A 13,957-nucleotide genomic window follows, 5' to 3' on the forward strand; every position below is an offset into this window, starting at 1 on the left:
GCGAGGCACCGTTATAGGCCTAGAATGGCCTGATTTATCCTGCCATTTTCACAAAGAGATACCGACCAATTGTTCAAACATGCCCAGCTCGAATCCGTCAAAGCCTGGATCGGCGACCCGGCGCATGACGGCCAGCCCCTGCACTTGCGCGTGCAGCGGGCGATTCGCCAGTTGATCCTCGATGGCGTGCTCGACGTGGGCAAGCCATTGCCGGCATCACGCGCCCTGGCCAAATCCCTGGAGGTATCGCGCGATACGGTCGAAGCGGCGTACGGCCAGTTGCATGCCGAGGGCTTCATCGAACGTCGTGTGGGCAGCGGCAGTTTCGTCTCGCCACGCACACAACGCCTGCCGGGGCGTGGCAAGGCCAGGCGCACGCCATCGCGCCAGGCACCGCCACGTCTCAGCCAGCGCGGCGATGCCATGTTCGCGAATGGTGGTGTGCGCGATTTTCTGATGCCACGTCCATTCGCCCCTGGCGTGCCGGAGCCTCGCAACTTTCCCCTGCAGACCTGGGAGCGCCTGCAGCGCCAGGTACTCAAGGAGTATGGCCATCAAGCGCTGCTGCACAGCCCGCCGCAAGGTGTGGAGACACTGCGCCGCGCCATCGCCGACTACATCAACCTCGAACGGGGCGCCAGCGCCACGGCGGAACGCGTGCTGATCCTCACCAGTTCGCAGCAGGCGCTGACGCTGTGCGCCACCATGTTGCTCGATGCGGGCGAACGCATCTTCATCGAAGACCCGGCCTACCACGGTGCACGCAAAGCCTTCGAGGCCGCCGGCCTCGAGTGTGTACCGGTGCCGCTGGATGAGCACGGCATGCAGGTGGAGCGGCTGAGTCACGATGGCAAATCCGCCAGGGCGGTGTTCCTCACCCCATCGCACCAGTTCCCGACGGGCGCGACGCTGGCACTGGATCGCCGCCTGGCCATCATCGAGTGGGCGCAGCGCCAGCAGGGCTGGATCATCGAAGACGACTACGACAGCGAATTCCACTACGCTGGCAAACCCACAGCCTGCGTGCAAGGGCTCGATCCGCACGAACGCACGATCTATATCGGCACCTTCACCAAGTCGCTGTTTCCCGGCCTGCGCATCGGCTATATGGTGCTGCCGCCCGCGCTGGTCGCGCCGATGACCGTCGCCCGCACCCTGCTCGACGGGCACAGCGCACCGATACCGCAGCTCACCCTCGCTCGCTTCATCGAGGGCGGCCACTTCGGCGCGCACATTCGTACCATGCGCGCCGTCTATGCCGAACGCCGTGATGTGCTGGCGCGCCTGGTGCGTGAGCACCTCAGCGAATTCGTCGAAACACAGGTACCCGGTGGCGGCATGCAGATGCCCTGCACGTTCATCCGCAACATCGACGAAGACGAACTGGTGGCCGCCGCGCGACAGGCCGGAATCGACCTGCTCGGGCTCAGCGCCCTGCACGCCACCGAGCGTCGCATGTCCGGCTTCCTCATGGGCTTCGCCGCCCATGCACCGCACGAGTTGGAGCCGGCCGTGAAGAAGCTGGCGCAGCTGCTGCAACGCCTGTGCCGTTGAGTCGGACTGAGTGATGGGCCCTGAACGGCAGGCAACAAAAAACCCGCCGTGGCGGGTTTTCGTTTCAGCTGGATCGAATCACTTCTTGCCCAGCTTCTTCAGCTCTTCGTCGCGCAATTCGCGACGCAGGATCTTGCCGACGTTGGTGGTCGGCAGCACGTCGCGGAACTCGACGGCCTTGGGCACCTTGTAGCCGGTGAGGTTGGCGCGCATGTGTTCCATCACCTGCTCCTTGGTCACGCTCTCGCCTGGTTTGACCACCACGAACACCTTGATCGCCTCGCCGGATTTCTCGTCCGGGATGCCGATGGCGGCACACTGCAGCACACCCGGCAGGGTTGCCAGCACGTCTTCCAGTTCGTTCGGGTAGACGTTGAAGCCGGACACCAGAATCATGTCCTTCTTGCGGTCGACGATACGCAGGTAGCCGTCTTCCTGGATCAGGCCGATATCGCCGGTCTTCAGCCAGCCATCGGCATCGAGGATTTCATCGGTGGCTTCCTGGCGCTGCCAGTAGCCCTTCATCACCTGCGGGCCTTTCACGCACAGCTCGCCGATTTCGCCGATGGCCAGCTCCTGGCCGTCGTCATTGATGATGCGGCACAGGGTCGATGGCACCGGAATGCCAATGGTGCCGAGCTGGATGGCGCTGAACGGGTTGACCGTAGCCACCGGGCTGGTTTCGGTCATGCCGAAGCCTTCGCAAATGGCGCAACCGGTGACTTCCTTCCAGCGCTCGGCCGTGGCCAGCTGCAGGGCCATGCCGCCGGAGACGGTGAGCTTCAGACTGGAGAAGTCCAGCTTGCGAAAGTCCTCGTTGTTGCACAGGGCAACGAACAGGGTATTGAGGCCGACGAAGCCGGTGAAGCGGTACTTGGCCAGGTCCTTGACCACGGCCGGCAGATCGCGCGGGTTGGTCAGCAGGATGTTGTGGCCGCCGATCAGCATCATCGCCATGCAGTGAAAGGTGAAGGCGTAGATGTGATAGAGCGGCAGCGGCGCGATCAGCACCTCGCAACCTTCATTGAGGTTGGCGCCCATCAGCTCCTTGACCTGCAGCATGTTGGCCACCAGGTTGCGATGGGTGAGCATGGCGCCCTTGGCCACGCCGGTGGTGCCGCCGGTGTACTGCAGCACGGCGATGTCGTCGTTGCTCGGGTTGGCTTCGCTGAAGCCCTGGCCGCGGCCCTTGGCCAGGGCGTCGTTGAGCTTGACGGCCTGCGGCAGGTTGTAGGCCGGCACCATCTTCTTCACGTGCTTGATCACGAAGTTGACCAGCAGACGCTTGAAGGTCGGCAGCATGTCGCCAACTTCGGTGACGATCACGGTCTTGACGCCGGTCTTGGGTACGACCTGCTCGGCCAGGTGGGCCATGTTGGCCAGGCAGATCAGCGCCTTGGCGCCGGAGTCGTTGAACTGGTGCTCCATTTCCCGCGCGGTATACAGCGGGTTGGTGTTGACCACCACCAGGCCGGCGCGCATGGCACCGAAGACCACGATGGGGTATTGCAACACGTTGGGCAGTTGCACGGCGATGCGGTCGCCGGGCTTGAGACCGGTGTGCTTTTGCAGGTAGGCGGCGAAGTCCCCGGAGAGTTTGTACATCTCGCCGTAGGTGAGCGTCTTGCCCAGGTTGCTGAAAGCAGGCTTGTCGGCGAAGCGTTGGCAGGACTCTTTCAGTACCGCAAGGATGTTCAGGTACTGGTCGGGATTGATTTCGGCAGCAACCCCAACGGGATACTTGTCCTTCCAGAAGTTTTCGGTCATGGAAGCCCACTCCTAAGCAACAGCTGATCTTCACCGCGCGAAGGCGGTTGTTTGTTGTGTGTATAGCTCGCTTTCCCGCTGACCCCAGGGCCCGGAAGCGCGCCGAGAGTAGCAGCTTTGCCAGAGGCCCACCAGCACCAAGCACGGCCCACGCAGTCGCAAAAGTGACCAAAAAAGACCAAAAAGTCACGACCTGTATTTTCCGCCGATAATCCGCGAAAAGCCTCTAGCTCGCATATTGCAGCGTTTGGAGCCTAGCGCGTAAGTGTGACCGATGCAGTGCGGTAGCGCATGCAACAGGCTTTGGCGGTTACGAAATCACAACAATTGGACTGCCGATGGCAGCGGGAGGCGGGAAGCCCCTTCTCTACCGCGAGAAGGGACTCTGGAGTCAGGCGATGTCGCGCAGCTCGCGACGCAGGATCTTGCCAACCGGGGTCATCGGCAGCGAGTCCTTGAACACGATGTGCTTGGGCACCTTGTAGCCGGTGAAGTTTTCCTTGCAGTAGGCCTTGAGCTCTTCCGCGGTGACACCGCCGTCACGCGGCACCACGAACAGTTTGACCGCCTCCCCGGACTTCTCGTCAGGCACACCGATGGCCGCGCAGCTGGCGACTTTCGGATGCGCCATGACCACATCTTCGATCTCGTTGGGATACACGTTGAAACCCGAGACGATGATCATGTCCTTCTTGCGATCGACGATGCGCACGAAACCGTCCGGGTCGATCACGGCAATGTCGCCGGTCTTGAACCAGCCTTCGGCATCGAGCACTTCGGCGGTGGCTTCTTCACGCTGCCAGTAACCCTTCATCACCTGCGGACCCTTAATGCACAGCTCGCCGCGCTCACCCGTCGGCAGTTCGTTGCCGTCGTCGTCGATGACCTTGAACGCCGTGCCCGGCACCGGAATGCCGACGGTACCCAGACGCGCTTTGTCACCGTAGGGGTTGGTACTGGCCACCGGCGAGGTTTCGGTCAGGCCATAGCCTTCGACCACGGTGCAACCGGTCATCTGCTGCCAGCGCTCGGCGGTGGCTTTGACCAACGCGGTACCACCGGAGTTGGTGACCTTGAGGTTGGAGAAGTCGAGGTTCTTGAACTCGGGGTTATCCATCAGCGCGACGAACAGGGTGTTCAGGCCCAGCAGTGCGGAGAACTTCCACTTGCCCAACTCCTTGACGAAGCCGGGGATGTCACGCGGGTTGGTGATCAGTACGTTGTGGTTGCCGTTGACCATCATGCACATGCAGTTCGCGGTGAATGCATAGATGTGGTACAGCGGCAGCGGCGCGATCATGATCTCCTGGCCCTGCTTCATCAGCGGCGTGCCGTCCGGGCCGAGCTGCGACAGGCAGGCATCGACCTGCAGCATGTTGGCCACCAGGTTGCCGTGAGTGAGCATCGCGCCCTTGGCTACGCCGGTGGTGCCGCCGGTGTACTGCAGCACGGCGATGTCGTCGTGACTGGCCTTGACCGGCACCAGTGCCTGGCCATGACCCTGCTTGAGCACCTGCTTGAAGGCAATGGCCTGGGGCAGATGGTAGTCCGGCACCATCTTCTTGACCTTCTTCACCACGGTGTTGACCAGCCAACCCTTGAGGCTCGGCAGCAGGTCGCCCATCTTGGCTTCGATCAGGTAGTCGATCTCGGTATCCGGCAGCACCTCCTGCACCAGCTTGCCGAACATGTTCAGGTACACCAGCGCACGCACACCGGCGTCCTTGAACTGGTGGCGCATCTCACGCGCGGTGTACAGCGGGTTGGTGTTGACCACGATCAGCCCGGCGCGCATGGCGCCGAATACCGCGATCGGATACTGCAGCACGTTGGGCATCTGCACCGCGATACGATCGCCCGGCTTGAGGTCAGTGTGCTTTTGCAGGTAGGCGGCGAAGGTCGCGGAGAGGCGATCCAGCTCGGCATAGGTCAGCGTAACGCCGAGATTGCTGAAGGCAGGACGGTCGGCAAAGCGCTTGCACGAGCGCTCGAACACTTCGATCACCGACTTGTAGCTGGACAGGTCGATATCGTTGGGCACGCCAGGGGCGCGTTTGTCGTTCCAGAAATCAGGTTGCATTGTTCTTGTCCTCTTCCCCTGAAGTGATCTGACTGCCCGGAAAGTAGCAGCTTAGGGCCGAGCCGCAAATAGCTCGAAGGCGTCATTGATGGGCTGAATTTCGCAATAAATGCAGTGATTCGTAACCGATCTTTACCGCTGCGAAGAAAACCGGGGAGCTATGCCTGTTGATGACCAAGGTGCACAATGCCGCCAACTTCCGGCACAAGGATTCGCCATGCGCCACAACGCCTTTCCCCTGGCTACCCAGGACGGTCTGCACCTGCACGTCAACCATTGGCACGGTGATCAGCCACCGCGCGCGGTGGTCATGCTGTCCCACGGCATGGCCGAACACAGTCTGCGCTATGCACGCCTGGCCGAAAGCCTGGTGGCCGCCGGCTTCGACCTCTATGCACTGGACCAGCGCGGCCACGGCCAGAGCGCCGCTCAGGGCACGCTCGGCCACTACGCCGACGAAGGCGGCTGGGACAAGGTGGTAGGCGACCTGGCCTCGCTCAATCACCATATCCGCCAGCGCTACCCGCAAGCACCGATCTTCCTGTTCGGCCATAGCATGGGCAGCTACATCGGCATGGCTTATCTGATGGGGCACAGTTGCAGCCTGCAGGGCGCCGTGCTGTCCGGCTCCAACTACCAGCCCGTGATGCTGTACAAGGCCGCCCGGCTGATCGCTGGCTTCGAACGCTGGCGTCTGGGCCCCAAAGGCCGCAGCAAAGTCATCGATTTTCTCTCCTTCGGCTCGTTCAACAAGGCCTTCAAGCCCAACCGCACGGCCTTCGACTGGCTCAGCCGCGACCCGGCCGAAGTGGACAAATACGTGACCGATCCGCTGTGCGGTTTCGTCTGCACCACGCAGTTGTGGTGCGACCTGCTCGATGGCCTGCAATACATCACCCCGATGGCCAATCTGGCGCAGATCGATGCCGACCTGCCGCTGCTGGTGATCGGCGGCTCGCGCGACCCGGTCAGCGACGGCAAGCGTCTGGGTGATCTGGCAGGAGCCCTGCGTGAGGGCGGCGTGCGCGACGTGCAACTGAAGATTTATCCCGAGGCCCGTCATGAGCTGCTCAACGAGAGCAATCGCGACGAGGTCACCGCCCACCTGATCGATTGGCTGCAGCAGGCGCTGAGCCATGGTCGAAGCCCAATCAAGGAGTGTCCATGACCCAGGTAACCAACATCCCCTACGAAGCCCTCGAAGTCGGCCAGCAGGCGAGCTTCGAGAAACAGGTCGAAGAACGCGACGTGCAACTGTTCGCTGCGGTATCCGGCGACAACAACCCGGTACACCTGGACGCCGCCTTCGCCGCCGAGACCATGTTCAAGGAGCGCATCGCCCACGGCATGTTCACCGGCGCGCTGATCAGCGCCGCCATCGCCTGCAACCTGCCCGGCCCGGGCACCATCTACCTCGGCCAGCAGCTCAAGTTCACCCGCCCGGTGAAGCTTGGCGACACCCTCACCGTGAAGCTGGAAGTGCTGGAAAAACTGCCGAAGAACCGCGTGCGCATCGCCACCCGCGTGTTCAACCAGGACGGCAAGCAAGTGGTCGACGGCGAAGCCGAAGTGCTCGCCCCGGCCAGCGAGCAGACCGTGACTATGCCACCGATGCCGCAGGTGACTGTCGGTGCATAGTGTTTAAACGCTGAACTACCGGGTATCCCCTGGGTAATCGCATGACTGGCTTAGGATCGGTTCAAGGGCTGTCTGCATCTGAAGAGAGGCCGGTTGACGAGCTCCTGCACAATCGCATCCGTACGCCAGCCAATTGCATTGGTAGGTAGGACGTATTCATGGCCGGGAAGTGAAGCCTGGCCTCTGCGCATGCGGCGAGGCAGTTAAATCCTCCAGCCCCTCTTCTACCCTTCACTTAGCACGGGCAATCAGCTATAAGTTTTTCCCATGAAACTGCGTGAACTATAGTTTTCTCGCGCTTCCTATAGGAAATTTGTCATGCGGCAACCCATTGAGCGAGCCGGATACAGCTGGCTGATCAACGCCCTCGATCTTCGCTGCATGTCGCTTGATCATGAGTGTGTCATAGGCTCGCGCCCAGCGCTCTCTCAGTCCGCCGGCGGCGTGAAAGTAGAGGTCTTCGCCAAGGGGTACGCCAGAGAGCATCGCCCCATCGACCAGATGCTGTTTGCGCTCTCGTACGAAGGGGTGAATCTGGGTGTCCTGGAGCGCGCCTTCCAGATTCCCGCTGTCCGGGATGACCTGGCTGCTGCAATCGCTGAGAAGCCAGCCAGCGGCTATCTGCGTCGGCTCTGGTATATCTGCGAGAACATTGCAGGCCACCAGTTGCCTCTACCTGACGCAGCCCAGAACATTCCCTATGAGCACCTGCTCCCACCGGATAAATATTTCACCGGCCCAGAGGAGATGTCGCGCAGACATCGCGTGCGGATGAACCTCCTGGGAACGCCTCAGCTTTCAGCGCTGATTACCCGCCAGGGCTGGACAGACGACAGCCTGTTGAATGCGCAAATAGTCGAGCGCATGCATGACCAGATGGTTGATTTCTCGGTCACCGAAATTGCCAGAGCGGCGCAGTACCTGCTGACGACCGAGACTCGTAGCTCATACGAGATCGAGCACGAGCGGCCAGCTCCCGATCGAATCTTGCGATTCGTGAGAGTGCTGGAACAAGCAGGGCAACGCCCGCTGGATGAGGAGTTTCTGTTCGACATCCACCGGATAGCCCTCGGTACTGGGCGACCCGATCCGTCCATTGGTGCATACAGGCACCTGCAGAACTGGCTCGGCCGCGGGGATCTGATCCATCTGATCCCGCCGGCGCCGGAAACAGTGCCTGAGATGATGGAAGAATGGTTCGTCATGCGTGAACGCGTCATGCGCAGTGATGCCCCAGCGCTAGTGAAGCTAAACGCGATCGCGCACAGCTTTATCTACATCCATCCTTTCATGGATGGAAACGGCAGGTTGTCCCGCTTCATCATGCAGGACATTCTGGCCAACGAAGGTCTCAAGCTGCAGGGCATCATCCTGCCTATCTCCGCCGGCCTTCTGGTCAACCTGGACAGCTACATCGGTACGCTCGACGCGTTGTCACGGCGGTTACTCAGCGCCACGCAGTACCACCGGAGGGACTTGACCAGCGACCCTGAACTGGAGGGGGCGCATACCCATCTGTTCGCCCACCTGGACTTCACTGACCTGCAGGGCGAGATTAATAAAAGTGCTGCACGAGTCCTGGATGGACTCATGCGTGATGAGGTCAACCATCTGGTCCGCCGCGATAGATTCAAAGAGCAAATGAATCGCGAGCTGGATCTGTCGAACCGGGATCTTGAGCTGCTTATTGCGGTGATTTACGAGAACAGCGGGCGTGTCTCCAAGCGTAAACGGACGAGCTTGTTCCAGCACCTGACGGATGAGGATATTGCGCTAGCAGAGAGCATCTATGCCGATCTGCATACGCCGGAAGAACCAGAGCCTGAGATGACTCCGGACTCTGCGCAGTAGGTTTGCACTTTAGACAAACAAGGAGCGCGCGTTGAGCCAACGCCTGCAGCCGACAAAAATCCGCTGCAAGCTGGTGCGCGCCCGCCGCGTCGCGCACCACTTTTGTTCTACACTCACAAACCTTGAGCGACCTGGCACTGCATAAGTGCGTTTCGTTGTGCATTTCGCACAAAATCCTTTGATTACCTCGCCAAGCAGCGTGCTGCGCTGGTTTCTGGCACGTCCCCTGCTATCGCCAAGGCTTCACACCCTTACCGGAGCCAGGTCCATGAGCAACGCCACCCCCGATAGCGATTACCCTCTGAGCGAGGTGCCCAACGGCGCACGCAAAGGGCTGTTCTCCACCGCCATCCTGTTGTTCGGTTTCACCTTCTTCACCGCCACCATGTTCGCCGGCGGCAAGATCGGCATGGCCTTCGACTTCACCACTCTGCTCTGGGCTGCAGTGATCGGTAACCTGCTGCTCGGTCTGTATGCCGCCGTGCTGGGCCTGATCGCCTGCCGCAGCGGGCTGAACTCGGTGCTGATGGGCCGTTTCTGCTTCGGCGAGGTAGGCAGCAAGCTTTCCGACATGCTCCTGGGCTTCACCCAGATCGGCTGGTACGCCTGGGGCACGGCGACCATCGCCATCGTCCTGGTGAAGATCCTTGGCCTGCCCGAAAGCCTGACCATCCCGTTGATGGTGCTGTTCGGCTTCGGTTTCTGCCTCACCGCCTTCGTCGGCTACAAGGGCCTGGATCTGCTCTCGCGCGTCGCCGTGCCGGCCATGCTGGTGCTGCTGGTGGTGTCGCTGTGGATCGCCACCCGTGATATCGGCGGCCTGGCCGGCCTGCTCGCAGTGGAGCCCAAGGAGAGCATGAGCCTGAGCGTGGCCATCACCCTGGTGTTCGGCACCTTCGTCAGCGGCGCCACCCAGGCCACCAACTGGACGCGCTTCGCCAAGAGCGGCCGCGTCGCGGTGCTGGCCAGCCTGTTCGGCTTCTTCATCGGCAACGGCCTGATGATCATCGCCGGGGCCTACGGCGCCATCGTCTACCAGCAACCGGACGTGGTCGAGGTGCTGGTGCTGCAGGGTCTGTCCATGGCCGCTGTGGTCATGCTCTTCCTCAATCTGTGGACCACTCAGGACAACACCATCTACAACTTCGCCGCCGCCGGCTGCAACCTGCTGCGCACCGGCAAGCGCAAGACCGTGACCCTGGTCGGCGCCGGCATCGGCACGCTGCTGGCCATTGGCGGCATGTACGAGATGCTGATTCCCTTCCTGATCCTGCTCGGTTCGGTCATCCCGCCGATTGGTGGCGTGATCATGGCCGACTTCTTCTACGGCCACCGCGCGCGCTATCCGAAACTGGCCGATGTACGCCTGCCAGCGTTCAACTGGGTCGGCCTGGGCGCCTACCTGATCGGTGCGCTGAGCGCCTACTTCTCGCCCTGGGTCGCGCCGCTGGTGGGCATCGCCGTGGCTGCCCTGGCCTACGTCGTGCTGTTTGAACTGAACAAGGCCCTGGTCGGCCGCCAGCAGGTCGCCGGCGCGTGAGTCTGACCGTCGCCGACGTACTCGCCCTGCCCGACCTGGCCAGCATGCAGCTGCGTGCCGGCCAGGCCGGGCGCGAGAATGCCGTGCGCTGGCCCTACGTGGCCGAGAACGAAGGCATCGCCGATTGGGTGATGGGGGGCGAGCTGATTTTCGTCACCGGCATCAACCCCCCGCGCGACGAAGCCAACCTGCTGCGCCTGGTGCGCGAAGGCTATGAGCGAGTGGTCGCCGGCATGGTCATCCTCACCGGCGCCGAGTTCATCCAGACCATCCCGCCCAGCGTTATCGCAGAAGCCGAGCGCCTGAACCTGCCACTGATCGAGCAGCCCTATGCGCTGAAGATGGTAGTGGTCACCCAGGCCATCGGCACCGCCCTGGTTCACGCACAGCAGCTCGGCCGCTCGCGCCAGCACGTGCTGGAGCAGGTGCTCGACGGCGATTACCAGTCGCTCGAGGTGCTGCTGCAACGTGGTGACAGCCTTGGCCTGGCACTGCATGTGCCGCGTCAGGTGGCACTGCTGCGCCTCGACGGCAGCGAGCAACTGTTCGGTGATCTGCCCGACGAAGACGCCGAGCGCCAACTGCAGAGTCGCCAACAACTGCTGCAACGGCGCCTGGAGCAGAGCCTCGGCGAACTCGGTGACGCGCTGCCGCTGGTCAGCCAGGGCCGCCACTGGATCGCCCTGCTGCCCTGCCCCGATGCCCACGCCGAAGCGCGCAACCGCCAGGCCATGACCACGCTGCTCGATGAACTGCGCCCACAGCTCGGCCCGCTACGGCTGTTCCTCGGCCTGGGCAGCGCCGGCTGCGAGGCGCCGCGTTTCGCCCAGGGCCTGGGTGAAGCACGCCAGGCCTTGAGCGTGGCGCAGCGGTTTCCCGCGCGCCTGGGCCTGTGCAGTTTCAATGAATTGGGCGTGCTGGAGCTGCTCGGCGCGATCCGCGACCGCAGCTTGCTCGATCGCTTCGTCGAGCGCGTGGTCGGCCCGCTGATCGGCGACGACTCGCGTCACCAGCCGGTGCTGATGCCGACCCTGGAAGCCTGGTTCCAGGAAAACGGCAATCTGGCCCTGGCCGCGCAACGCCTGAACGTTCACCGCAACACCCTGAGCTACCGTCTACAGCGCATCGAAGCGCTGACCGGCTGCTCATTCGAAGATCCGCACGACCGCCTGAACATCAGCGTTGCGCTGTTGATCCGGCGCCTGTCGTCGCCTGCCTGAGAGGAAACCTGATGATCATCCACAATGTCCGCCTGCGCGGCCGCGACGGCCTGCACCGCATCACCCTGGACGGCGAACGCATCGCCGCCATCGACGCCCAGCACGCCCTGCATCCCATCGCCGAGGGCGATCTGGACGCAGCCGGCAACCTCGTGGTGCCGCCCTTCGTCGAGCCACATATTCACCTCGACGCCACCCTGACAGCCGGCGAGCCAGCCTGGAACATGAGCGGCACCCTGTTCGAGGGCATCGAGCGCTGGGCCGAGCGCAAGGCGCTAGTCACCCATGAAGACACCAAGACCCGCGCCAAGAAGACCATCGACATGCTGGTCGACCACGGCATCCAGCACGTACGAACCCACGTCGACGTCACCGACCCGACGCTGGCCGCGCTCAAGGCCATGCTCGAAGTGCGCAAGGAAACTCGTCATCTGATCGACCTGCAGATCGTCGCCTTTCCGCAGGAGGGCATCGAGTCCTACGCCAACGGTCGCGCGCTGATGGAGCAAGCCATCGAGTTGGGCGCCGACGTGGTCGGCGGAATCCCGCACTTCGAGAACACCCGCGACCAGGGCGTGTCGTCGATCAAGTTCCTCATGGACCTGGCGGAACGCACGGGCTGCCTGGTGGACGTGCACTGCGACGAGACCGACGATCCGCAGTCGCGCTTTCTCGAAGTGCTGGCCGAGGAAGCCCGCGTGCGCGGCATGGGCGCACGCGTCACCGCCAGCCACACCACAGCCATGGGCTCCTACGACAACGCCTACTGCTCCAAGCTGTTCCGCCTGCTGAAAATGAGCGGCATCAGCTTCATCTCCTGCCCCACCGAGAGCATCCACCTGCAAGGCCGCTTCGACACCTACCCGAAACGCCGTGGCCTGACCCGCGTGGCGGAGATCGATCGAGCGGGGATGAACGTCTGCTTCGGCCAGGATTCCATCGTCGACCCCTGGTACCCGCTGGGCAACGGCAACATCCTGCGCATCCTCGAAGCCGGTCTGCATATCTGCCATATGCTTGGCTACGAAGACCTCAAGCGCAGCCTGGATCTGATCACCGACAACTCGGCGCGCGCGCTGAACCTGGGTGAGGGGTATGGGCTGGAAGTGGGCCGCCCGGCCAACCTGCTGATTCTCTCGGCGCCGGACGATTACGAGATGGTGCGCAGCCAGGGCCACGCGCTGGTGTCGGTGCGCCACGGCAAGGTGTTGATGCGGCGCACGCCGGCCAGCATCGAGCGCGCCTGACGCTGAAACGAGGGAAGGGCTTTAGATCGTAGGGTGGATGACGCTTTTTCATCCACCATTGCGTCAGTCCAAGCGGAGGACAAGCTTCGCGTTGTCCACCCTACTAACTCATGCGAATAGTGACCGTAGGAGCGGCTTCAGCCGCGATTCACCTTGAAGAGCTCGCGGCTGAAGCCGCTCCTACAACTGTGAAACCGCCCTACTCCACCCTTACGCTGGCGGTCATGCCGGCGCTCAGTACCATGCCCTCGGGAACCTGATCGAGCTTGATGCGCACCGGAATGCGCTGTGCCAGGCGCACCCAGTTGAAGGTCGGCTCGACATTGGCCAGCAGTTGCCCATCCGGGCTGGCGTTGCGGTCGGTGATGCCACGACTGATGCTTTCGACCTCGCCGCGAATCTGCTGATCACCGCCCATCAGCCACACTTCCACCGGCGCGCCAACCTGTATGCGCGGCAACTTGGTTTCCTCGAAATACGCCTGCACGTAGAACGACTCGGTATCGACCAGCGCCATCACTGCTTGCCCGGCATTGATGTAGTTACCCTGAGCCAACACCAGATTGGTGATCTGCCCATCGCGCGGGGCATGCACTTCGCTGCGTGCCAGATTCAGCTCGGCTACACGCAGATCAGCCTGCGCTTCGCGGTATTCGCTGCGCGCCATCTCGGCGTTGATCTGCGCGTTCTCCAGCAGCTCGGCACTGATCGCCTGAGCACCCAGGCGAGAGCGGCGCGAAGCTTCGTGCTCGCGCAGGCTCAACTGCTGGCGGCGAATATCCACCACCGCCTTGGCTTTCTCCACCGCCGCCTGATAGCGATTGCGGTCGATGCTCATCAGCAGATCACCTGCCTTGACCTGCTGGTTGTCACGCACCTTGAGCTCGACCACCCAGCCGGACACGTCAGGGGCGATGGTCACCACGTCGGCGCGCACCCGAGCGTCACGCGTCCACGGCGAATACATGTAGTGCTGCCAGATCCAGGAGCCGGCGAAAATCGCCGCCGCCACCATGGCCAGGGTGATGCCGACTCGAATGGTCGAACGCATGCTTTCTCT

The 13,957-nt window shown here is 62.5% G+C and carries 10 protein-coding genes; 7 read left to right on the forward strand and 3 right to left on the reverse strand.

The window, feature by feature from the left end; all coding sequences use genetic code 11:
* Positions 1-69: 69 nt before the first annotated feature.
* Positions 70-1,554, forward strand: coding sequence for a PLP-dependent aminotransferase family protein (locus tag EGJ86_RS17455; protein WP_125835971.1), 1,485 nt, complete (start codon positions 70-72; stop codon positions 1,552-1,554).
* 78 nt (positions 1,555-1,632) lie between these two features.
* Here the strand turns inward: EGJ86_RS17455 and fadD1 are convergent, their stop codons facing one another.
* Both fadD1 and fadD2 read right to left on the reverse strand, forming a co-directional pair.
* Positions 1,633-3,321, reverse strand: coding sequence for a long-chain-fatty-acid--CoA ligase FadD1 (gene fadD1 / locus EGJ86_RS17460; RefSeq protein WP_125835972.1), 1,689 nt, complete (start codon positions 3,319-3,321; stop codon positions 1,633-1,635).
* Positions 3,322-3,712: 391 nt separating this feature from the next.
* Positions 3,713-5,401 carry a long-chain-fatty-acid--CoA ligase FadD2 gene (gene fadD2 / locus EGJ86_RS17465; RefSeq protein ID WP_125835973.1) on the reverse strand — a complete coding sequence of 563 codons (1,689 nt, stop codon included), beginning with the start codon at positions 5,399-5,401 and terminating at the stop codon, positions 3,713-3,715.
* A 217-nt stretch (positions 5,402-5,618) separates the two neighbouring features.
* Here fadD2 and EGJ86_RS17470 point away from each other — a divergent pair, with 217 nt between their 5' ends.
* The 6 genes from EGJ86_RS17470 (at position 5,619) to codA (ending at position 12,897) form a co-directional block, all read left to right on the forward strand.
* Positions 5,619-6,569 carry an alpha/beta hydrolase gene (locus EGJ86_RS17470; protein ID WP_125835974.1) on the forward strand — a complete coding sequence of 317 codons (951 nt, stop codon included), beginning with the start codon at positions 5,619-5,621 and terminating at the stop codon, positions 6,567-6,569.
* On the forward strand, positions 6,566-7,039 hold the full coding sequence (locus tag EGJ86_RS17475; protein WP_106732917.1) for a MaoC family dehydratase: 474 nt from the start codon (positions 6,566-6,568) through the stop codon (positions 7,037-7,039). The genes EGJ86_RS17470 and EGJ86_RS17475 overlap by 4 nt, the downstream gene beginning before the upstream one ends.
* Positions 7,040-7,357: 318 nt before the next feature.
* Entirely contained in the window at positions 7,358-8,890 is a 1,533-nt protein-coding gene (locus EGJ86_RS17480) for a Fic family protein (protein ID WP_125835975.1), read from the forward strand.
* 268 nt (positions 8,891-9,158) lie between these two features.
* Positions 9,159-10,430: a cytosine permease gene (gene codB, locus EGJ86_RS17485; RefSeq protein WP_125835976.1), complete on the forward strand. Its 1,272-nt coding sequence runs from the start codon at positions 9,159-9,161 to the stop codon at positions 10,428-10,430.
* Positions 10,427-11,650, forward strand: a complete 1,224-nt coding sequence (locus tag EGJ86_RS17490) for a PucR family transcriptional regulator (protein ID WP_125835977.1) — start codon at positions 10,427-10,429, stop codon at positions 11,648-11,650. The genes codB and EGJ86_RS17490 overlap by 4 nt, the downstream gene beginning before the upstream one ends.
* An 11-nt stretch (positions 11,651-11,661) precedes the next feature.
* Positions 11,662-12,897: a cytosine deaminase gene (gene codA, locus EGJ86_RS17495; RefSeq protein WP_125835978.1), complete on the forward strand. Its 1,236-nt coding sequence runs from the start codon at positions 11,662-11,664 to the stop codon at positions 12,895-12,897.
* A gap of 199 nt (positions 12,898-13,096) precedes the next feature.
* Here the strand turns inward: codA and EGJ86_RS17500 are convergent, their stop codons facing one another.
* Entirely contained in the window at positions 13,097-13,948 is an 852-nt protein-coding gene (locus EGJ86_RS17500; RefSeq protein WP_125835979.1) for an HlyD family secretion protein, read from the reverse strand.
* Between the last annotated feature and the right edge of the window lie 9 nt (positions 13,949-13,957).

Origin of the sequence: Pseudomonas sp. o96-267, assembly GCF_003935465.1 — a bacterium.
Lineage (GTDB): Bacteria > Pseudomonadota > Gammaproteobacteria > Pseudomonadales > Pseudomonadaceae > Aquipseudomonas > Aquipseudomonas sediminis.

What these genes read in the sequence shown, in the direction of transcription:
- fadD1 (WP_125835972.1), bottom strand. Translation starts at nt 3,321, where the DNA reads ATGACCGAAAACTTCTGGAAGGACAAGTATCCCGTTGGGGTTGCTGCC.
- fadD2 (WP_125835973.1), bottom strand. Translation starts at nt 5,401, where the DNA reads ATGCAACCTGATTTCTGGAACGACAAACGCGCCCCTGGCGTGCCCAAC.
- EGJ86_RS17470 (WP_125835974.1), top strand. Translation starts at nt 5,619, where the DNA reads ATGCGCCACAACGCCTTTCCCCTGGCTACCCAGGACGGTCTGCACCTG.
- EGJ86_RS17475 (WP_106732917.1), top strand. Translation starts at nt 6,566, where the DNA reads ATGACCCAGGTAACCAACATCCCCTACGAAGCCCTCGAAGTCGGCCAG.
- EGJ86_RS17480 (WP_125835975.1), top strand. Translation starts at nt 7,358, where the DNA reads ATGCGGCAACCCATTGAGCGAGCCGGATACAGCTGGCTGATCAACGCC.
- codB (WP_125835976.1), top strand. Translation starts at nt 9,159, where the DNA reads ATGAGCAACGCCACCCCCGATAGCGATTACCCTCTGAGCGAGGTGCCC.
- codA (WP_125835978.1), top strand. Translation starts at nt 11,662, where the DNA reads ATGATCATCCACAATGTCCGCCTGCGCGGCCGCGACGGCCTGCACCGC.
- EGJ86_RS17500 (WP_125835979.1), bottom strand. Translation starts at nt 13,948, where the DNA reads ATGCGTTCGACCATTCGAGTCGGCATCACCCTGGCCATGGTGGCGGCG.